We start from the raw sequence: 14,295 nt of genomic DNA, 5'->3' as shown, positions 1-14,295 counted from the left end.
AGGCAGCGACATGATGTAGGTCAGTTGTGGAATGGATGGCGGGGGGAAGTTTGGGGGTTGAGCTTGGGCGTGCCCGCCAGCCGCCGGATCGGCTTGCCATTACGGGAAGCACCACTTCCCCGTCATCCCGGCGAAAGCCGGGACCCAGGGGCCATGCGCGCGACGTCAGTACTGCGGATAGCGAAGCAGGCGGAAATGTTGACGCTTGCCGCCCCTGGGTCCCGGCTTTCGCCGGGATGACGGTGGGAGAGCGACACGCGGCTACGAAGTGCCCGAACCCTGCTACCGCCCGTTCATGGATACAGACAGCGTCAGGGCAGTGATGGGGTTTTCGTGATCGTGGCGTTGCCCATGGTCCGACGATAGCGCGCCACCGTTTCCCGCACCCGGTCGTTGGGCGGCGGCGGGTTTAACAGCGCCTCAAGGAAGGCTTGGCTGTCACGCAGGGAGAGTTCCAGACGTTGATCCCTTTGATGGTTTGCGGAATCACTTCCGGTGCCCAGATCATCAAAATCACCCGTTCTGTTTAGTATGGTACCGCCGCCTTCAGATTGATCTGTTGCAAACTCAGAGAGGGCAGAATGGTCCGGGAACTGCTCCGCACAAGCGCGTAGACACCTGACCATGTATAGGTTCAACGGTCGTACGCGTCCGACGCGTTGGAGATCAGTTCCCGCAGGAAGACATTCTTCTCCGAGTAGAGGCTGTGCGCCACGATATCGAGCAGGCGGCTGACCTCGGCCTGGAAACTGAGCCGTTCCTCGTTCATCTCTCTCACCTTGCTCTGCGATTTACATCCATTGAAGGTGGCTTAACGCCGACGCTGGATATGGGGCAGGGCGCAGCGAAGCGCAAGCGGCGTGATGGGGGCGTCGGATTGCAAGGCGACGCTGTCCATGAGCATGAAGAGTTTCAGCGGATGTCCGGGGGAGAGGCGTTTGAAAAACATACCATCATAAGTGGTGCTATTTATCCACGACTGAATGCATTTTCCAATAGATAGCAATGAGACTGTAGTTCGTTGAAAGTGTGGCGGTAAGCACTAAGCGCATACACTATTAACATGTTTATGGTTGACGGCAGGCTTATCCAAGTTGCTTATCGGCTGAAGGAGTGCATATATTATTACTAATAGGCTAATGCCTCCAGTGAGGCATCTTCAGGCAGCTAGTAAGCGGGGGAAAGCTGTGGACGAGAAGGTGTGTTTCGTCATAATGGGATTTGGGAAAAAGCTGGACCCCGCAAGCGGTCGCCTGTTAGATTTAAATAAAACTTATGAATGTATCATTAAACCAGCCGTCGAGCGAGCTGGAATGCGCTGCGTAAGAGCTGATGAGGTCATGCATTCTGGTTTAATTGACAATGAAATGTACAGCCTTCTCCTAAAGGCAGACTTGGTGATAGCTGATATATCCACTGGGAATCCAAATGCACTTTATGAGCTTGGGGTGAGGCATACGATGCGCCCATACTCAACTATAATAATGAAGGAGTTGGATGGAAATATATACTTTGATTTAAGTCATAATAATATATTTCAATATAAGCATATGGGTGATGATATTGGGTATTCTGAGGCAATTCGCGCCCAGGTAGATCTAAAGAATCTAATCGAAGAAGTTATGTCCAATCCCAAGAACGACAGCCCGGTTTATACGTATATTCCAAATTTGACCCAGCCGATATTATCGAGTGAACAAATGGAGAGAGTTATTGAAAGAATGGAGAAAACTGAGGAGATTTATCAGTCCAGCCTCGGGGATGCCAATTCCTTTATGCGGCAATCAGACTTCTCTAGTGCATTGAAGCCATTGTCTCTTTTGCATGCAAGGAGGCCAAACGATCCTTACATCGTTCAGCAATTAGCGCTTGCAACCTATAAGTCAAAGCAGCCATCTATTATTTCGTCATTGGTCTCAGCTAGGGAGATAATTAATAAACTTGAGCCCGACAATTGTATAGACCCTGAGACTCTGGGTATTGCGGGATCTATTAATAAAAGACTGTATAGTGCGACAGACGACGAGTCATTCTTAAATCAGTCAATTTTCTATTATCGTAGAGGATATGAAGTTCGTAGAGATTATTATAACGGAGAAAATTACGCAACTTGCCTACTTTTGAAGTCAAAAATCCAAAAGGATAAGGTTGAAAAAAGATACTACATGATGAGTGCTCAAAAAATATTTGAAGAAGTTCTTTTGATAGTAAGCGCTCTGGAAGAGTCTGATTTTAGTGAAAGATCAGATGCTAAATGGATTATGGCAACAAAGCTAAATTGCTTAAGGGCAACGAACGCTGATTATGAAAAATTTAAAAATTTTGAAGATCTGAAAAGTAAAATGAGTGAGTGGGAGTATGAAAGTTTCTTGGAAGCGAACTCTTTCATAGGACATATCGTAGGAGGAAAATGATGCCTTACTTGAAGACTTACGTGGTTTTTATCAGCCATGCGTGGAGATACCATGATGATTACGAGAGACTAGAAAATCTATTAAATAATGCTAACCTATTCAGTTGGAGAAACTGCTCTGTACCTAGGACTGACGCCTTCGATAAGGGGTTAACAAATCAGCAACTTTTGCGTGCTCTTGATGAGCAGATCAGAATATCAAATGTAGTTGTTATGCTATCTGGTATGTACGCAGCTCACAGCGACTGGATGCAAACTGAGATCAACATAGCCGCGAGATATGGCAAACCCATAGTTGGAGTTCTGCCCTGGGGGTCTGATCGTGTTCCTATTGCTGTGCAGCAGTCAGCATCAGAGATTGTGAAATGGAACACACAAAGTATCGTCGATGCAATACGCAAGGTGGTTGCGTAACCAACGGGTGGGGGCCGAGAGTATCATAGTCTAGGCCCCTGCCCCACTCACTCACACCACCCGAATATTCTTGAATTGCCACGGATCGGACGTGTCCACGTCTTCCACGAACAGCTTGTTGCGCCCGTCGAGCGGCGTCCAGTCCGTGTAGGCGCCGACCACCGGGCCCAGATAGGGCATGCAGATATCCAGGCAGCGCTGGAAATCCATGTCGTCGGCTTCGACGATGCCGCGGTCGGGGTTTTCGATGGCCCAGATCATGCCGGACAAGGCGGCGACCGTGACCTGCAGGCTGGTGGCGCTGTTGAATTCCACCAACTGGCGGGCCTCGGAGCAGGTGAGCTGGGAGCCGAACCAGTAGGCGCCCTTTTCATGGCCGGCCAGCAGCACGCCTAACTCGTCCACGCCGTCGATGATTTCCTTCATCAACAGGCGTTGGGTTTCCTGCTGCACGAAATTCTTGCCGGCGAATTCGTGGATGGATTTCACGGCATCGTCGCAGGGATGATAGGCATAGTGGCAGGTGGGGCGGTAAAGCGCCTTGCCGTCCGCGTCGCGCACCGTCAGGTAATCGGGGATCGACAGCGCCTCGCTATGCGTGATCAGGAAGCCGTGGAAGGGGCCTTCCATCGGGGTCCAGGTGCGCACGCGCTGCGTCACGCCGGGGCGGTTCAGGATGATGCCGGCCTGACAGCCGAAATCATGACGGATGCCGTCGGGCGGGAACGTCGCCTCATGCGTGCCCCAGCCCAGTTCCGCCGGCTGACACCCCTCCGAGATGAAACCGTCGATGGACCAGGTATTGACGAACTCCCCCCGCTTTTTCGGAATGGAGGAGACCTGGGTGTCGCGCTCGGCGATATGGATGACCTTCACACCCAGATCATGGGCCAGGGCGGCCCAGGCGGCGCGGTCGGCGGGCACGTCGGTGACATCACGGCCCGTATCCTCGGCAATGTTCAGCAGCGCCTGCTTCACAAAGTGGGAGACAAGGCCCGGATTGGCGCCATGGGTCAGCACGGCGGTGGGGGCCTTCGTCCCCAGCTTGCCGCGCAGCGCCAGCGCCTGTTCGCGCAGCGCATAGTTGGAGCGCATGGAGGGCGACAGGCTGGGGTCGGTGTAACCGCCGGGCCAGGGCTCGATACAGGTGTCGAGATAGAGCGCGCCGCGTTCGGCGCACAGCTCCACCAGGGCCGTGGAGGAGACATCCACCGACAGGTTGAGCAGGAAATCACCCTTGGAGAGCAGGGGTTCCAGCATGGCCCGGTAATTCTGCCGGGTCAGCGGTTCCTTGACGAACTTGATGCCGAAATAGTCAGCCTCACCGTGGCCGCGCTCGTCCGCCGTGATGATGGTGATGTTCTGTCGGTCAATTTCGATATGCCGCAGAATCAGAGGCAGCACACCTTGACCGATGCTGCCGAATCCTACCATCACAAGACGCCCGGGAAGGGCACAATGCTTCTGATATTGGGTCATTTTCGTGGGTTCTCCGGGGCTATTACCCGCCTATGGGAGCCTCATGGCTGTGGGGTTGACGTGCTTCAGACGTGATGCAGGACAACAGAAAGGCACGGCCCCGCCCAGATGGATGGGACCGCGCCCGGTTGGAATTGTCACAATGCTATATCAAGCGTTGCGATTAGTGAAGATGATGCGTGTCAAACTATCATCGGCCTGATGCCGGGTGCAACGACGCGCATGTGAAATAATCGTGTAACACCCCGGCGATCATCGGCGAAAGGAACGGCGAACAGCTTTTTTTGCTGTTTCCCGATCTGAACTTTAACCCTGATAAACTTGGGGATAGGCCTGTGGGCGGCACGATCGTTGCGCAGGCGATGCCATTATTCTCCACATCATTGCCAATTATACTCCCTGTGACGCGAACCGCACCGCTTCAGGCCGCGCAGACCGATAGGGTGGCGGCATGGCCGGCGGTCTCCAGCAGCGGGCCATCGCACACTTCGACCAGATGCGCCTGATCGAACCCGTTGAACTCAGTCCGCAGGGTGGCGCCATAGGCACCCAACTGCCCGATCTCGATCCAGTCGCCTTCCCGCACGTCCGCGGGCAGCAGGAAGGGGCCCTTCATGCGGTCGGCACTGTCGCAGGTGGGACCCCAGAAGCTGAACGGGGCGAGCGGTGCATCGGTGCGGCGGATCAGGCGGCAAGGGAACAGGAAGCCGGGCACGCCCGCATCCGACAGGCTGCCATAGACGCCGTCATTGATGAACAGCTCGTCACTGCCCCGGCGACGCTCCACCTGCACCACGACGGACCCGCCGGCGGCCACCAGGGCGCGGCCCGGCTCGCACCAGATGCGGGTGCTGGACGGCAGGTTCAGGGCGGCGATGCCATTGGCGATTTCGTCCATGTACAGCGTCAGGTCGGGCGGGTCCATGTCGGGATAGGCGACAGGGAAGCCGCCGCCGACATCCAGAACGTCAATGGTCACACCGGCGGCATCGATCACCCGGCCCGCCAACTCCAGGGCGCGGCCATAGGCGGCTGGCTCCAGCATCTGGCTGCCGACATGGAAGCACAGGCCGACCCGCGCACCCACGGTCCGGGCGCGGCGCAGCAGGGTGACGGCCTCATCAAACTGTGCCCCGAACTTGCCCGACAGATCATAGGCGGCCTTGCCCTTGGGCATGGCAAGACGGATGAACAGGCCCAGGTCGGTTGCATTGCCCGTGACGGCGGCGATCTTCTCCAGTTCTTCCATGCTGTCGAGCGAGAAGTCGCGCACGGCGTAGTCATTATACGCCTTGGCAATGGCGGCGCGGTTCTTCACCGGGTGCATGTAATGGATCTGCGCATCGGCAAACATCTGCCGCACCACGCGGATTTCCGCCGGCGAGGCGCAGTCGAAATGCCGGATGCCGCCATTATACAGCGCGCGCAGGAAAGCCGGATCAGGATTGCACTTCACGGCGTACAGCACATCGCCCCGGCCATCCGTCGCCGCGCCGAACAGGTCCAGAAACCGGCCAGCCGTGGTGCGCAGGGTGGCGGGGCGGATGCAATGCATCGGTTCCGCCGGCTCCAGCCTTGCCACCATCTGATCGACGCTGGGCAGGCGGGGCGTGGTGCTGCGCGCGGTGGCGCGGCGCAGGGGGGCGACGGCGGTGCGGAAACGGACCTGGGCCATGGCGTGAAGCCTCCGGGGGACAATCCCCCATGCCACCCAGCCTCGCCGATCAATGGGCGCAGAACAGGGCGGGAATATGAAATGATCGCGGCGGCGGTACGAACCGGCCAGCCGGATGGTGCGGGGAAGATCGGGGTCTGGTGCCGCGTCGTGATTGCCGGGTCGAACAAGACCGCAAAGCGTCAACGGACGAAGCGAACCAGCGGGGTCCTTACCGGACCATGCCTTCGCGGCGGGAAACGGCGTTCATGTGACTATCCCTCTCGGGGTACCGGCCCACGGTTGACCGGTGCTGCCAAAAAGGACGCCTGACGTCGTTGCATAAACACCAGGGGCATCGCCGATTTCCGGCGGTGTCGCCACAAGGGCCAGGGGCACGTGCGGGTGCGTCGTAGCGTCAGCTTATCCATGCGAACGGGCGGGCGCGCAAGGGGTTGTTGCGCTGCGTTTCGCATGGCTGATTTCACCCCTGTGCGGGCGGGGCGATGGTGCCCATATGCCTCACATGACAAAGGCGATGATCCTGCCCGCACTGGCTGCCCTGTACCTACTGTGCCCCCCGGTGGGAGCGCAGGAGAACCCGCTTCTGTCGCCACCGCCGGGACTGCCGGGACTGCCCGCCAGCCCCAGCCCGCTGGACGCCGAACGCGGGCGGGCCCAGGCGGATATCCTGCGCGGCGGGGCCGACCTGTCCCTGCGGCCCGATCCCGACCCGATGCGCCAACGCGACGCCGATAGTCTGCGCTTGGATGCCGAGCGGGCTCAGCGCGCCCTGCAGGACCTGATGCTGCCGCCGCCAGTCCAGGGCAGCGCCGCCGGTCCTGACGCGCCGCGCATCGACCCACCCGAACCCCGCATCAGCCATGGGCGCAAGAAGGGGACACCGACACCGGTGCAATCCTCCCCCGTGCCCGGCCGCAAGCCGCCGGGGCCTTGACGATTGGTTGGTCTCAGCCACACTCTGAAAGACGTCCCAACACGGGGTCTGCATGCCGCTCTATCGCCCAATTTCCATTGCCGTGATAACCGACGCCATCTGTAACAATTGCGTTCGCCCTGATTGGGTCATTGGCAGTGATCTTGTCCGCTTTGACTGGTCGCGGATCGGTGTGGAGGCTGATTTTTCAGTAACGTGCGCGGACGATCTGATCATTAGGGTCAGTTTCAATCGGCCCTGCATTGTCCGGCTTCTGGACGAATTAGCCCTCAGCACGGAAGAAGATGGGACGGCGGAGGGGTTGGTCCCCTACAACTTCGCCTATGAGGTGGAGGGCAGCCGCTTCGCCGTAGCGCAGTCGGCGGGATGGAAACAGTGCGAAGGGGCCGTAAGGCATTACTGCTTCGTTACAGCCAGCACTTGCTTGGACGTGCTGTCGGGTGCAGTGCCAGCATTCAACCTCCTGGAAACTGACTGATGCCCGTCGAGTATCCTGCATATGAACTCCAGGCCGAAAGCGAGGCCTTGCGCGCCATCGCAAACGGCCTGACGGGAATGAAGGTCGAACTGGCCGACCATGTCTGGCTTGGCGACAATGCAGGCCGCCCTTGGCTCATCACTGTCCGTCCGCGCGATCTATGCTTCAAGTTCGAGGTATTCTCCCTTGCCATTTCGAGCATCGAGCAGCTTCAAGCCCGCTGGCGGGAGTGGAAACCGCCCATTCTACCGACCGGAATACCAGAGCCCTTCCGATCACAAATGTCGGCGCGCCCGCCAGAACCGACCGCCCCTCTGGTGCTCGACAATTGGCCATTCGTGACCCGACAAGTCGAGGTATTGCGCCGTGTGGAGTGGATAGCGGACCTTGCCGATGCATGTCCGGCTACCGGCGACAATCCCTATGTCCAATCGGCGACAAAACCGGGGCAGATTCCACCTTCGGCTACAGCCACATGCGAGGTCGCGGTCGGCTTGCTATTTAACGGCACGCAAGATGAACGCCTTCTGATCGCCGCCGACCGCATGCCGATGAACCTGATTGTCACGCGGGAGACCGACAAGATCGATGCGTTCCTGGTTGATTGTAACCGTATCGAACTCCGCACCTAAATGAAATCGCCCGGCCCTTGACGATCGACCCTGATTGCTGTTGTTGACGGGCAGCAGCAGCGGAACCGGCCCCATGATCCCCATCACCCCCCATATCGCCATTGACGAGGAGGAGCTTCAGGAGAGCTTCCTGCGCGCCGGCGGTCCGGGCGGGCAGAATGTCAACAAGGTGGAAACGGCGGTACAACTGCGTTTTGACGTCGCCAACTCCCCCACCCTGCCCGACTGGCTGAAGCAGCGGGTGCGTGGGGTGGCGGGGCGGAAGCTGACGGCGGACGGGGTTCTGGTGCTGGTGGCACAGGCCCACCGCAGCCAGGAGCGCAACCGCGAGGACGCCAAGGCGCGGCTGGTGGAAATCCTGGCCAAGGCGGCGGAACGTCAGGCGCCGCGCCGGCCCACGCGCCCCACGCTGGCGTCGAAGACCCGCCGCCTGGACGCGAAAACCACACGGTCGGGCGTCAAGAAGATGCGCGGCAAGGTGGATATGGATTAACCCCTGTGATCTTCGCGTGACGCTCGCCTGACCTTTCGCATTACCCCTTTGCGTTATAGGCAGCCCGTGTCTTAATGCGTTTACAAGAGCCGGGATGTTTCCGGTAGGGTTTCCAGGCCACAAGACCGCGATGTCCAAATTCACCCGCACCGGCGGTTCCTCAAACGCCAATCTCAGCCGCGTAGCGATCCAGAAATCGCCTTCGCTGCTGGATGAACGGCTGGGCGTATACCGGAATAAGATCGCGCAGAACGACCTGGACGTGATGCTGAAGCAGCATCAGGCCTTTGTGGAACAGCGCGTCACCGGCGTCCGCGCGCATTTCAAGCTGTGCGAACTGTCCAACCTGGATTTGTCGGGTTCCGTGCTGGCCTCTGCCGATTTCACGGGTGCCAAGCTGCACAACACCCTGATGCGCGGGGCCGACCTGCGAATGACCAATTTTTATGCCGCCGATCTGGCCGAAGCCGATCTGATGCATGCCGACCTGACGGCGGCCGACATGCGCGGGGCCATCCTGCGCGGGGCGGTGATGATCAGTTGCAACCTGACGTCGGCCGATTTCCGCAACGGCACCCTGGCGCTGGCCCGCAACGGCGAGCTGGTGTCGGTGCAATCCTCGTCCGAGGCCGACCTGTCCAAGGCCGTGATCATGCGCGCCACCCTGTCCAAGGCGCGCCTGTCAGACAGCTTTGTCATGCAGACCGACCTGCGCGATGCAGATCTGCGCGGGTCGATCCTGGTCAAGGCCAACCTGTCGGACAGCAACCTGACGGGATGTGATCTGACCAGTTGCGACCTGACAGAAGCGAACCTGGAAGGTGCCAATCTGGAAGGCGCTATCATGACGGGCGCCATCCTGCGCCATGCCAACCTGAAGGGCGCCAACCTGATCGGGGCCATTCTGGACGGGGTCGACCTGACCTTGGCCAATGTGGAGGATATCAAGACCGTCGAGCAATTGGCCGGGATGGAGGAAGACCTGGCCACCATGCTGACGGCGCACGCCAAATGGATCGAAACCAATGGCGGGGCTGGCAAGCAACTGGACCTGTCGGGCAAGGACCTGACCGGCATGGACCTGTCACGTATGACCCTGTCGGCAGGCATCTTCCGGGGTGCGGTGCTGCGCAATGCCAACCTGTCCCGCTCTGCCCTGCTGATGGCCGACCTGTCATCCGCCGACCTGCGCGGGGCCAATCTGCGCAACGCCAATATGCGCGGGTCACGGATGATCCGGTCCATGCTGGTAGGGGCGGACATGACAGGCGTGCTGGCCTCGCCCATCAATATCCAGGGCCATGACTGGCAGACCAATATGGAACGCGCCCGCCTGGGCAAGGCGGTTCTGGTCGGGGCCGACCTGACGGGTGCCAACCTGACCGGGGCCGACCTGCGTCAGGCCCAGATCCGCAATGTCAGCATCAAGGGCGCCGACCTGACCGATGCCAACCTGACCAATGCCGACCTGCGCGGCGTGGATTTCAGCAAATGCAAGCTGGCCAATACTAAGGGCCTGCCCGATGATGATCTGGAAGGGGATGATTGATCGCCTTTGCGTTCCCTGGTAACGCAACAGCATGAACAATCATCACGACATCATCATCGCCGGCGGCGGGGCCGCCGGGCTTTACGCCGCCATCTTTGCCGGGCGGCGCGGGCGGCGCGTTCTGGTGCTGGACCATGCGGAGAAGGTGGGAAAGAAGATCCTGATCTCCGGCGGCGGGCGCTGCAACTTCACCAATCTGGACGCCAAGCCCGACCGGTACCTGTCGGCCAACCCGCATTTCGCCATCTCCGCCCTGAAGCGCCATACGCAGCATGATTTCATCGCCCTGGTCGACCGGCACGGTATCGGCTGGCACGAGAAGAAGCTGGGGCAGTTGTTCTGCGACGATGGGGCCCCGCGCATCCTGGGCATGCTGCTGGATGAATGCGCCGATGCCGGCGTGGCGATCCGCACGGAATGCCGGATTGATGATGTGGTACCGGTCGATGGCGGCGGGTTCCGCGTGGTGACCAGCCATGGCACCTTCACGTCCGACAGCTTCATCCTGGCGACCGGCGGCCCGTCCATTCCGAAGATGGGGGCGACCGACTTTGCCTTCCGGCTGGCGCGCCAATGGGGGCTGAATGTGGTGGAGCCGCGCCCCGCCCTGGTGCCCCTGACCTTTGCGCCCGTTGATCTGGACAAGCTGAAGGATTTGTCGGGTGTGCCGCTTGAGGCCAGCGTATCCTGCGGCAAGGGCAAGTTCCGCGAAGCGCTGCTGATCACCCATCGCGGCCTGTCGGGCCCGTCGATCCTGCAAATCTCCTCCTACTGGCGGGAGGAACAGGGGGTACGCATCGACCTGTCGCCCGATCTGGCCCTGGCTGAGCATCTGAAAGGTCTGAAGAAGACGCGCCACAAGGCGGAGCTGAAGACCATCCTGGGCGAAATCCTGCCCCGCCGCTTTGCCGAGCGGTTGTTTGATGTGGCGTTGATCGGCCCCGCCCCCCTGGCCAACCGGCCCATGGCCGATATCAAAGATGCCGACCTGATGGCGGTGGCCAGCGCCCTCCACGCCTGGACCGTTCACCCGGACGGGACCGAGGGTTACCGCACGGCGGAGGTGACGCTGGGCGGCATCGATACGGCCGAGCTGTCATCGAAGACCATGGAAGCCCGGAAAATTCCCGGCCTGTTCGTGGTCGGGGAAGCGGTGGACGTCACCGGCTGGCTGGGTGGCTATAATTTCCAGTGGGCCTGGTCCAGCGGCCATGCGGCGGGGATGGCGGCGTAGGGGCGGATGGGCCATGATCGGGCATCCCCCCATCACAAGGCCCGCGACCATGAGCGAACTGACCATCTGGACATTGGATTGGGTACCCGACGGCCCGCGCGGCTTTGTTCGCGACCTGCGCCTGCGCTGGGCGTGTGAAGAGGCGGGCCTGCCCTATACGGTACGGACCATCCGGTTTGAGGATCGGGACACCAACCATCTCGACCGACAGCCCTTTGGGCAGGTGCCGTTTCTGGACGATGGCGGTCTGCAACTGTTTGAAAGCGGTGCTGGCCTGCTGCATCTGGCGCGCAAAAGTGCCACCCTGATGCCGTCCGATCCGGTGGGGGAGGCGGATACGCTGCAATGGACCCTGGCCGCCCTGAACTCCATCGAGATGGTCAGCGTGCCTTGGTGGTTCCTGGGTATGTCAGGCCGCAAGGATAATGAGCTGACGGGCTGGGTGACCAAGCGCCTGGATCAGCTTGAGACCGTGCTGCGTGGGCGCGAATGGCTGGCCGCCGGCCGCTTCACCGTCGCCGACCTGCTGATGGCTGATGTGCTGCGCGTACGGGATGTGCGAGCCTTTGGCGACCGGCCCGCGACGGAGGCCTATGTGGCCCGTATCACGGCCCGCCCCGCCTTTCAAAAGGCCCATGCCGACCAGATGGGCTTTTATGAGGCAGCGGACCGGGACCGGGCGACGACAAAGGGCTGAAGCTCCGCGTTACGTCCCGATCAGGCCCAATTCCGGGCTGGACGCCTCCGCGCGCAGGCGCTTGGGAATGCGGCCGGCCAGCCGGGCCATGCGGCCCCCCTCCACCCCGGCCCGCATGGCCGCCGCCATCATCACCGGATCGGTGCTTTTGGAGACGGCAGTGTTCAACAACACGGCATCGCAGCCCAGTTCCATGGCCAATGCCGCATCGCTAGCGGTGCCAATGCCGGCATCCAGGACGACGGGAACCGTGCTGTTCCGGCAGATCGTCTCGATATTGTAGGGGTTCAGGATGCCCAGACCCGTGCCGATGGGGGCGCCCAGCGGCATGACGGCGGCACAGCCAACATCGGCCAGCCGGCGGCAGATGATGGGGTCATCAGTGCAATAGGGCAGGACCACGAACCCGTCACGCACCAGCTCATCCGCCGCGCGCAGCAGCTGTTCGACGTCGGGATACAGTGTCTCCCGATCGCCGATCAGTTCCAGCTTGATCCAGTTGGTGTCCATGGCCTCACGCGCCAGCTGCGCGGTCAGGACGGCATCCTTGACTGTGGAACAGCCGGCGGTGTTGGGCAGCAGCCAGACCTTGCCCGCCACCAGATCCAGCAACCCCTCGCCATACCCGGTCAGGTCGGCGCGGCGGACAGAGACGGTGAGGATTTCGGAGCCGGAGGCTTGCAGACTGTCCAGGAACACCTGCTGGTTGGGATAACCGGCGGAGCCTAAGAACAGGCGGGACCGGAAGCTTTTGCCGGCGATCTTCAGCGGATCATTCATCTCAACCACCTTGCAGAACCTTGACGATTTCCACCCGGTCGCCGGGGGAAAGAATGGTATCGGCCCAGCGCCCGCGCGGGATCACACTATCGTTGAGCGCCACGGCAATGCCGCGCGCACCCGGATCAATCCCTTCAACCGCCATCACAGCGGTCAGGGCGTAATTGTCCGGCTCCAGGTTCTTGCCATTGACGCTGATCATTAGCTCCACCCCTTAAGCGGCGCGTGCCGCATCGAAACGGCCAGCCCCGAACGGGGCGATATGCGGATCGACACGCCCGGTCAAGACCAGATCGGCGATGGCGTCTGCGGTGATAGGGGCCAGCAGGATACCGTTGCGGTGATGGCCCGTGGCCAGCACCAGCCCCTCCAATCCCGCCGCCGGCCCCAGGATGGGCGCATCATCACGGCAGCCGGGACGGTGGCCCACCCACATTTCCTTGACCGGCAGTTCCTCCACCCCCGGCAGGGCGCGCCAGGCGGCATCCAGCAGGGCCAGGACCCCGCCCGCCGTCATCTGTGCGTCAAACCCCTTTTCCTCTGTCGTCGCCCCGATGATCAGGGTGCCATCGGCGCGCGGCACCAGATAGCATTTGGGCGCCCAGACGACATGGGTCAACAGCGGGTTGGCGGGGTCCATGGCGAGCGACATCATCTGCCCCTTTACGGGCCGCACCGGCGGCGGGCTGGCCTGTCCGGGAACAAGGCGCGACCAGGCACCGGCGGCCAGGACGACCGTATCGGCAGGCACCACACGATCGCCCAGGACCACGCCCGTCACCCGCCCGGCCTGAACATCCAGGGCCGTAACATCCGCCCCTTCATGCAGACGGGCGCCCATCTTTTCCAAGGCCACGCGCAGGGCGGCAGCTGCCAGCCTGTTATCGACCTGTCCGTCCCTGGCGCTGAACACGCCCGCCGCCGTACGCGGGTTCAGGAAGGGTTCCTTCTCCTTGGCCGCCGCCCCCGACAGCCAGGTCAGGTCCAGGCCCAGCCCGCGCTGAAATTCGTAATTCGACCGCAGCAGTTCCACCTCGTCCCGCGTGCTCGCCACCACCAGCGTCCCCTCGGTCCGCAGGCCGACGGGCAGGCCCGTCAACGCCTCCAGCTCTGCGGCGAAACCCGGCCAGCGGGCCTGGCTTTCAAGGCATAGTGGCAGCAGGCGCTGTTCTCCCGGTTCCGCCTCCACCCCCGCCGCCAGCATGCCGGCGGCGGCGCGGGTGGCCCCCTGGCCGGCATTGGCGCGCTCAAAGATATCGACCGACGCCCCGGCCTGGGCCAGACGCCAACCGATGGCCATGCCGATGATGCCGCCGCCGATGATGGCGACGCGCGGTCTGTCATGTCTGTGCAGCAAACTCATTTCCGCCTTCTCCCTTCGCCGGCATGACCCGGATCAGGTTCGATGGGTGTGATCTCAGCCGCATGGCGATAATGCATGCGGCACCCCAGGGTCCATGCGCTATGTCATGGGCCTGTCACGTCCGGAATGCAAGGGGACGCGCAGCATCATT

16 protein-coding genes and 1 riboswitch are annotated in these 14,295 nt (G+C 60.9%); of the genes, 9 read left to right on the top strand and 7 right to left on the bottom strand.

What is annotated here, in order from left to right:
* Positions 1 to 311 precede the first annotated feature (311 nt).
* Together C0V82_RS27930 and C0V82_RS27800 are read right to left on the bottom strand one after the other, a co-directional pair.
* Positions 312 to 626, bottom strand: coding sequence for a type II toxin -antitoxin system TacA 1-like antitoxin (locus C0V82_RS27930; protein WP_102112959.1), 315 nt, complete (start codon positions 624 to 626; stop codon positions 312 to 314).
* Between the two features lie 8 nt (positions 627 to 634).
* Entirely contained in the window at positions 635 to 769 is a 135-nt protein-coding gene (locus C0V82_RS27800) for a hypothetical protein (RefSeq protein ID WP_281262372.1), read from the bottom strand.
* Between the two features lie 418 nt (positions 770 to 1,187).
* On the opposite strand from C0V82_RS27800, the gene C0V82_RS14740 reads away from it, so the two are divergent.
* Positions 1,188 to 2,414 carry a TRAFs-binding domain-containing protein gene (locus C0V82_RS14740; protein WP_199772426.1) on the top strand — a complete coding sequence of 409 codons (1,227 nt, stop codon included), beginning with the start codon at positions 1,188 to 1,190 and terminating at the stop codon, positions 2,412 to 2,414.
* On the top strand, positions 2,411 to 2,827 hold the full coding sequence (locus C0V82_RS14735; RefSeq protein WP_199772425.1) for a TIR domain-containing protein: 417 nt from the start codon (positions 2,411 to 2,413) through the stop codon (positions 2,825 to 2,827). Before C0V82_RS14740 ends, C0V82_RS14735 begins: the two co-directional genes overlap by 4 nt.
* A gap of 51 nt (positions 2,828 to 2,878) precedes the next feature.
* Here the strand turns inward: C0V82_RS14735 and C0V82_RS14730 are convergent, their stop codons facing one another.
* Positions 2,879 to 4,306: a homospermidine synthase gene (locus C0V82_RS14730; protein ID WP_102112957.1), complete on the bottom strand. Its 1,428-nt coding sequence runs from the start codon at positions 4,304 to 4,306 to the stop codon at positions 2,879 to 2,881.
* A gap of 421 nt (positions 4,307 to 4,727) precedes the next feature.
* Complete coding sequence (locus tag C0V82_RS14725) at positions 4,728 to 5,981, bottom strand: type III PLP-dependent enzyme (RefSeq protein WP_102112956.1); 1,254 nt, start codon at positions 5,979 to 5,981, stop codon at positions 4,728 to 4,730.
* 517 nt (positions 5,982 to 6,498) lie between these two features.
* Here C0V82_RS14725 and C0V82_RS14720 point away from each other — a divergent pair.
* From C0V82_RS14720 to C0V82_RS14690, 7 genes are all read left to right on the top strand, one after another.
* Positions 6,499 to 6,918 (top strand): hypothetical protein, encoded by a 420-nt coding sequence (locus tag C0V82_RS14720; protein ID WP_102112955.1) that lies wholly within the window; start codon positions 6,499 to 6,501, stop codon positions 6,916 to 6,918.
* Between the two features lie 52 nt (positions 6,919 to 6,970).
* On the top strand, positions 6,971 to 7,396 hold the full coding sequence (locus C0V82_RS27285; RefSeq protein ID WP_199772424.1) for a hypothetical protein: 426 nt from the start codon (positions 6,971 to 6,973) through the stop codon (positions 7,394 to 7,396).
* Positions 7,396 to 8,028: a hypothetical protein gene (locus tag C0V82_RS14710; protein WP_102112954.1), complete on the top strand. Its 633-nt coding sequence runs from the start codon at positions 7,396 to 7,398 to the stop codon at positions 8,026 to 8,028. Before C0V82_RS27285 ends, C0V82_RS14710 begins: the two co-directional genes overlap by 1 nt.
* 73 nt (positions 8,029 to 8,101) lie before the next feature.
* Complete coding sequence (gene arfB / locus C0V82_RS14705) at positions 8,102 to 8,521, top strand: alternative ribosome rescue aminoacyl-tRNA hydrolase ArfB (RefSeq protein ID WP_054168535.1); 420 nt, start codon at positions 8,102 to 8,104, stop codon at positions 8,519 to 8,521.
* A 130-nt stretch (positions 8,522 to 8,651) separates the two neighbouring features.
* Positions 8,652 to 10,070, top strand: coding sequence for a pentapeptide repeat-containing protein (locus C0V82_RS14700; protein ID WP_158659945.1), 1,419 nt, complete (start codon positions 8,652 to 8,654; stop codon positions 10,068 to 10,070).
* Between the two features lie 31 nt (positions 10,071 to 10,101).
* Positions 10,102 to 11,304 (top strand): BaiN/RdsA family NAD(P)/FAD-dependent oxidoreductase, encoded by a 1,203-nt coding sequence (locus C0V82_RS14695; protein WP_102112952.1) that lies wholly within the window; start codon positions 10,102 to 10,104, stop codon positions 11,302 to 11,304.
* Positions 11,305 to 11,317: 13 nt separating this feature from the next.
* Positions 11,318 to 12,001, top strand: coding sequence for a glutathione S-transferase family protein (locus tag C0V82_RS14690; protein WP_199772423.1), 684 nt, complete (start codon positions 11,318 to 11,320; stop codon positions 11,999 to 12,001).
* Positions 12,002 to 12,010: 9 nt separating this feature from the next.
* On the opposite strand, the gene thiG is transcribed toward C0V82_RS14690, so the two are convergent.
* The 3 genes from thiG to thiO form a co-directional block, all read right to left on the bottom strand.
* Positions 12,011 to 12,781, bottom strand: coding sequence for a thiazole synthase (gene thiG, locus C0V82_RS14685; RefSeq protein WP_102112950.1), 771 nt, complete (start codon positions 12,779 to 12,781; stop codon positions 12,011 to 12,013).
* A 1-nt stretch (position 12,782) separates the two neighbouring features.
* Positions 12,783 to 12,983 carry a sulfur carrier protein ThiS gene (gene thiS / locus C0V82_RS14680; protein WP_102112949.1) on the bottom strand — a complete coding sequence of 67 codons (201 nt, stop codon included), beginning with the start codon at positions 12,981 to 12,983 and terminating at the stop codon, positions 12,783 to 12,785.
* Positions 12,984 to 12,995: 12 nt separating this feature from the next.
* The gene (gene thiO, locus C0V82_RS14675; protein ID WP_102112948.1) at positions 12,996 to 14,144 is read right to left on the bottom strand and encodes a glycine oxidase ThiO; all 1,149 of its coding nucleotides are present in this window, start codon (positions 14,142 to 14,144) and stop codon (positions 12,996 to 12,998) included.
* Positions 14,137 to 14,242: riboswitch (TPP riboswitch) on the bottom strand. It overlaps the preceding gene by 8 nt.
* Positions 14,243 to 14,295 lie beyond the last annotated feature (53 nt).

Origin of the sequence: Niveispirillum cyanobacteriorum, from assembly GCF_002868735.1 — a bacterium.
Taxonomy (GTDB): Bacteria; Pseudomonadota; Alphaproteobacteria; order Azospirillales; family Azospirillaceae; genus Niveispirillum; species Niveispirillum cyanobacteriorum.
Note: the sequence above shows the minus strand (reverse complement) of the source record. Positions and strands in the feature narration are given on the sequence as shown.

Excerpts from the sequence above, each read along its gene's own strand:
- arfB (WP_054168535.1), top strand. The coding sequence starts at position 8,102 with ATGATCCCCATCACCCCCCATATCGCCATTGACGAGGAGGAGCTTCAG.
- thiS (WP_102112949.1), bottom strand. The coding sequence starts at position 12,983 with ATGATCAGCGTCAATGGCAAGAACCTGGAGCCGGACAATTACGCCCTG.
- C0V82_RS14695 (WP_102112952.1), top strand. The coding sequence starts at position 10,102 with ATGAACAATCATCACGACATCATCATCGCCGGCGGCGGGGCCGCCGGG.
- C0V82_RS14690 (WP_199772423.1), top strand. The coding sequence starts at position 11,318 with ATGATCGGGCATCCCCCCATCACAAGGCCCGCGACCATGAGCGAACTG.
- thiG (WP_102112950.1), bottom strand. The coding sequence starts at position 12,781 with ATGAATGATCCGCTGAAGATCGCCGGCAAAAGCTTCCGGTCCCGCCTG.
- C0V82_RS14720 (WP_102112955.1), top strand. The coding sequence starts at position 6,499 with ATGATCCTGCCCGCACTGGCTGCCCTGTACCTACTGTGCCCCCCGGTG.
- thiO (WP_102112948.1), bottom strand. The coding sequence starts at position 14,144 with ATGAGTTTGCTGCACAGACATGACAGACCGCGCGTCGCCATCATCGGC.
- C0V82_RS27800 (WP_281262372.1), bottom strand. The coding sequence starts at position 769 with ATGAACGAGGAACGGCTCAGTTTCCAGGCCGAGGTCAGCCGCCTGCTC.
- C0V82_RS27930 (WP_102112959.1), bottom strand. The coding sequence starts at position 626 with ATGGTCAGGTGTCTACGCGCTTGTGCGGAGCAGTTCCCGGACCATTCT.
- C0V82_RS14730 (WP_102112957.1), bottom strand. The coding sequence starts at position 4,306 with ATGACCCAATATCAGAAGCATTGTGCCCTTCCCGGGCGTCTTGTGATG.
- C0V82_RS27285 (WP_199772424.1), top strand. The coding sequence starts at position 6,971 with ATGCCGCTCTATCGCCCAATTTCCATTGCCGTGATAACCGACGCCATC.
- C0V82_RS14710 (WP_102112954.1), top strand. The coding sequence starts at position 7,396 with ATGCCCGTCGAGTATCCTGCATATGAACTCCAGGCCGAAAGCGAGGCC.
- C0V82_RS14725 (WP_102112956.1), bottom strand. The coding sequence starts at position 5,981 with ATGGCCCAGGTCCGTTTCCGCACCGCCGTCGCCCCCCTGCGCCGCGCC.
- C0V82_RS14700 (WP_158659945.1), top strand. The coding sequence starts at position 8,652 with ATGTCCAAATTCACCCGCACCGGCGGTTCCTCAAACGCCAATCTCAGC.
- C0V82_RS14735 (WP_199772425.1), top strand. The coding sequence starts at position 2,411 with ATGATGCCTTACTTGAAGACTTACGTGGTTTTTATCAGCCATGCGTGG.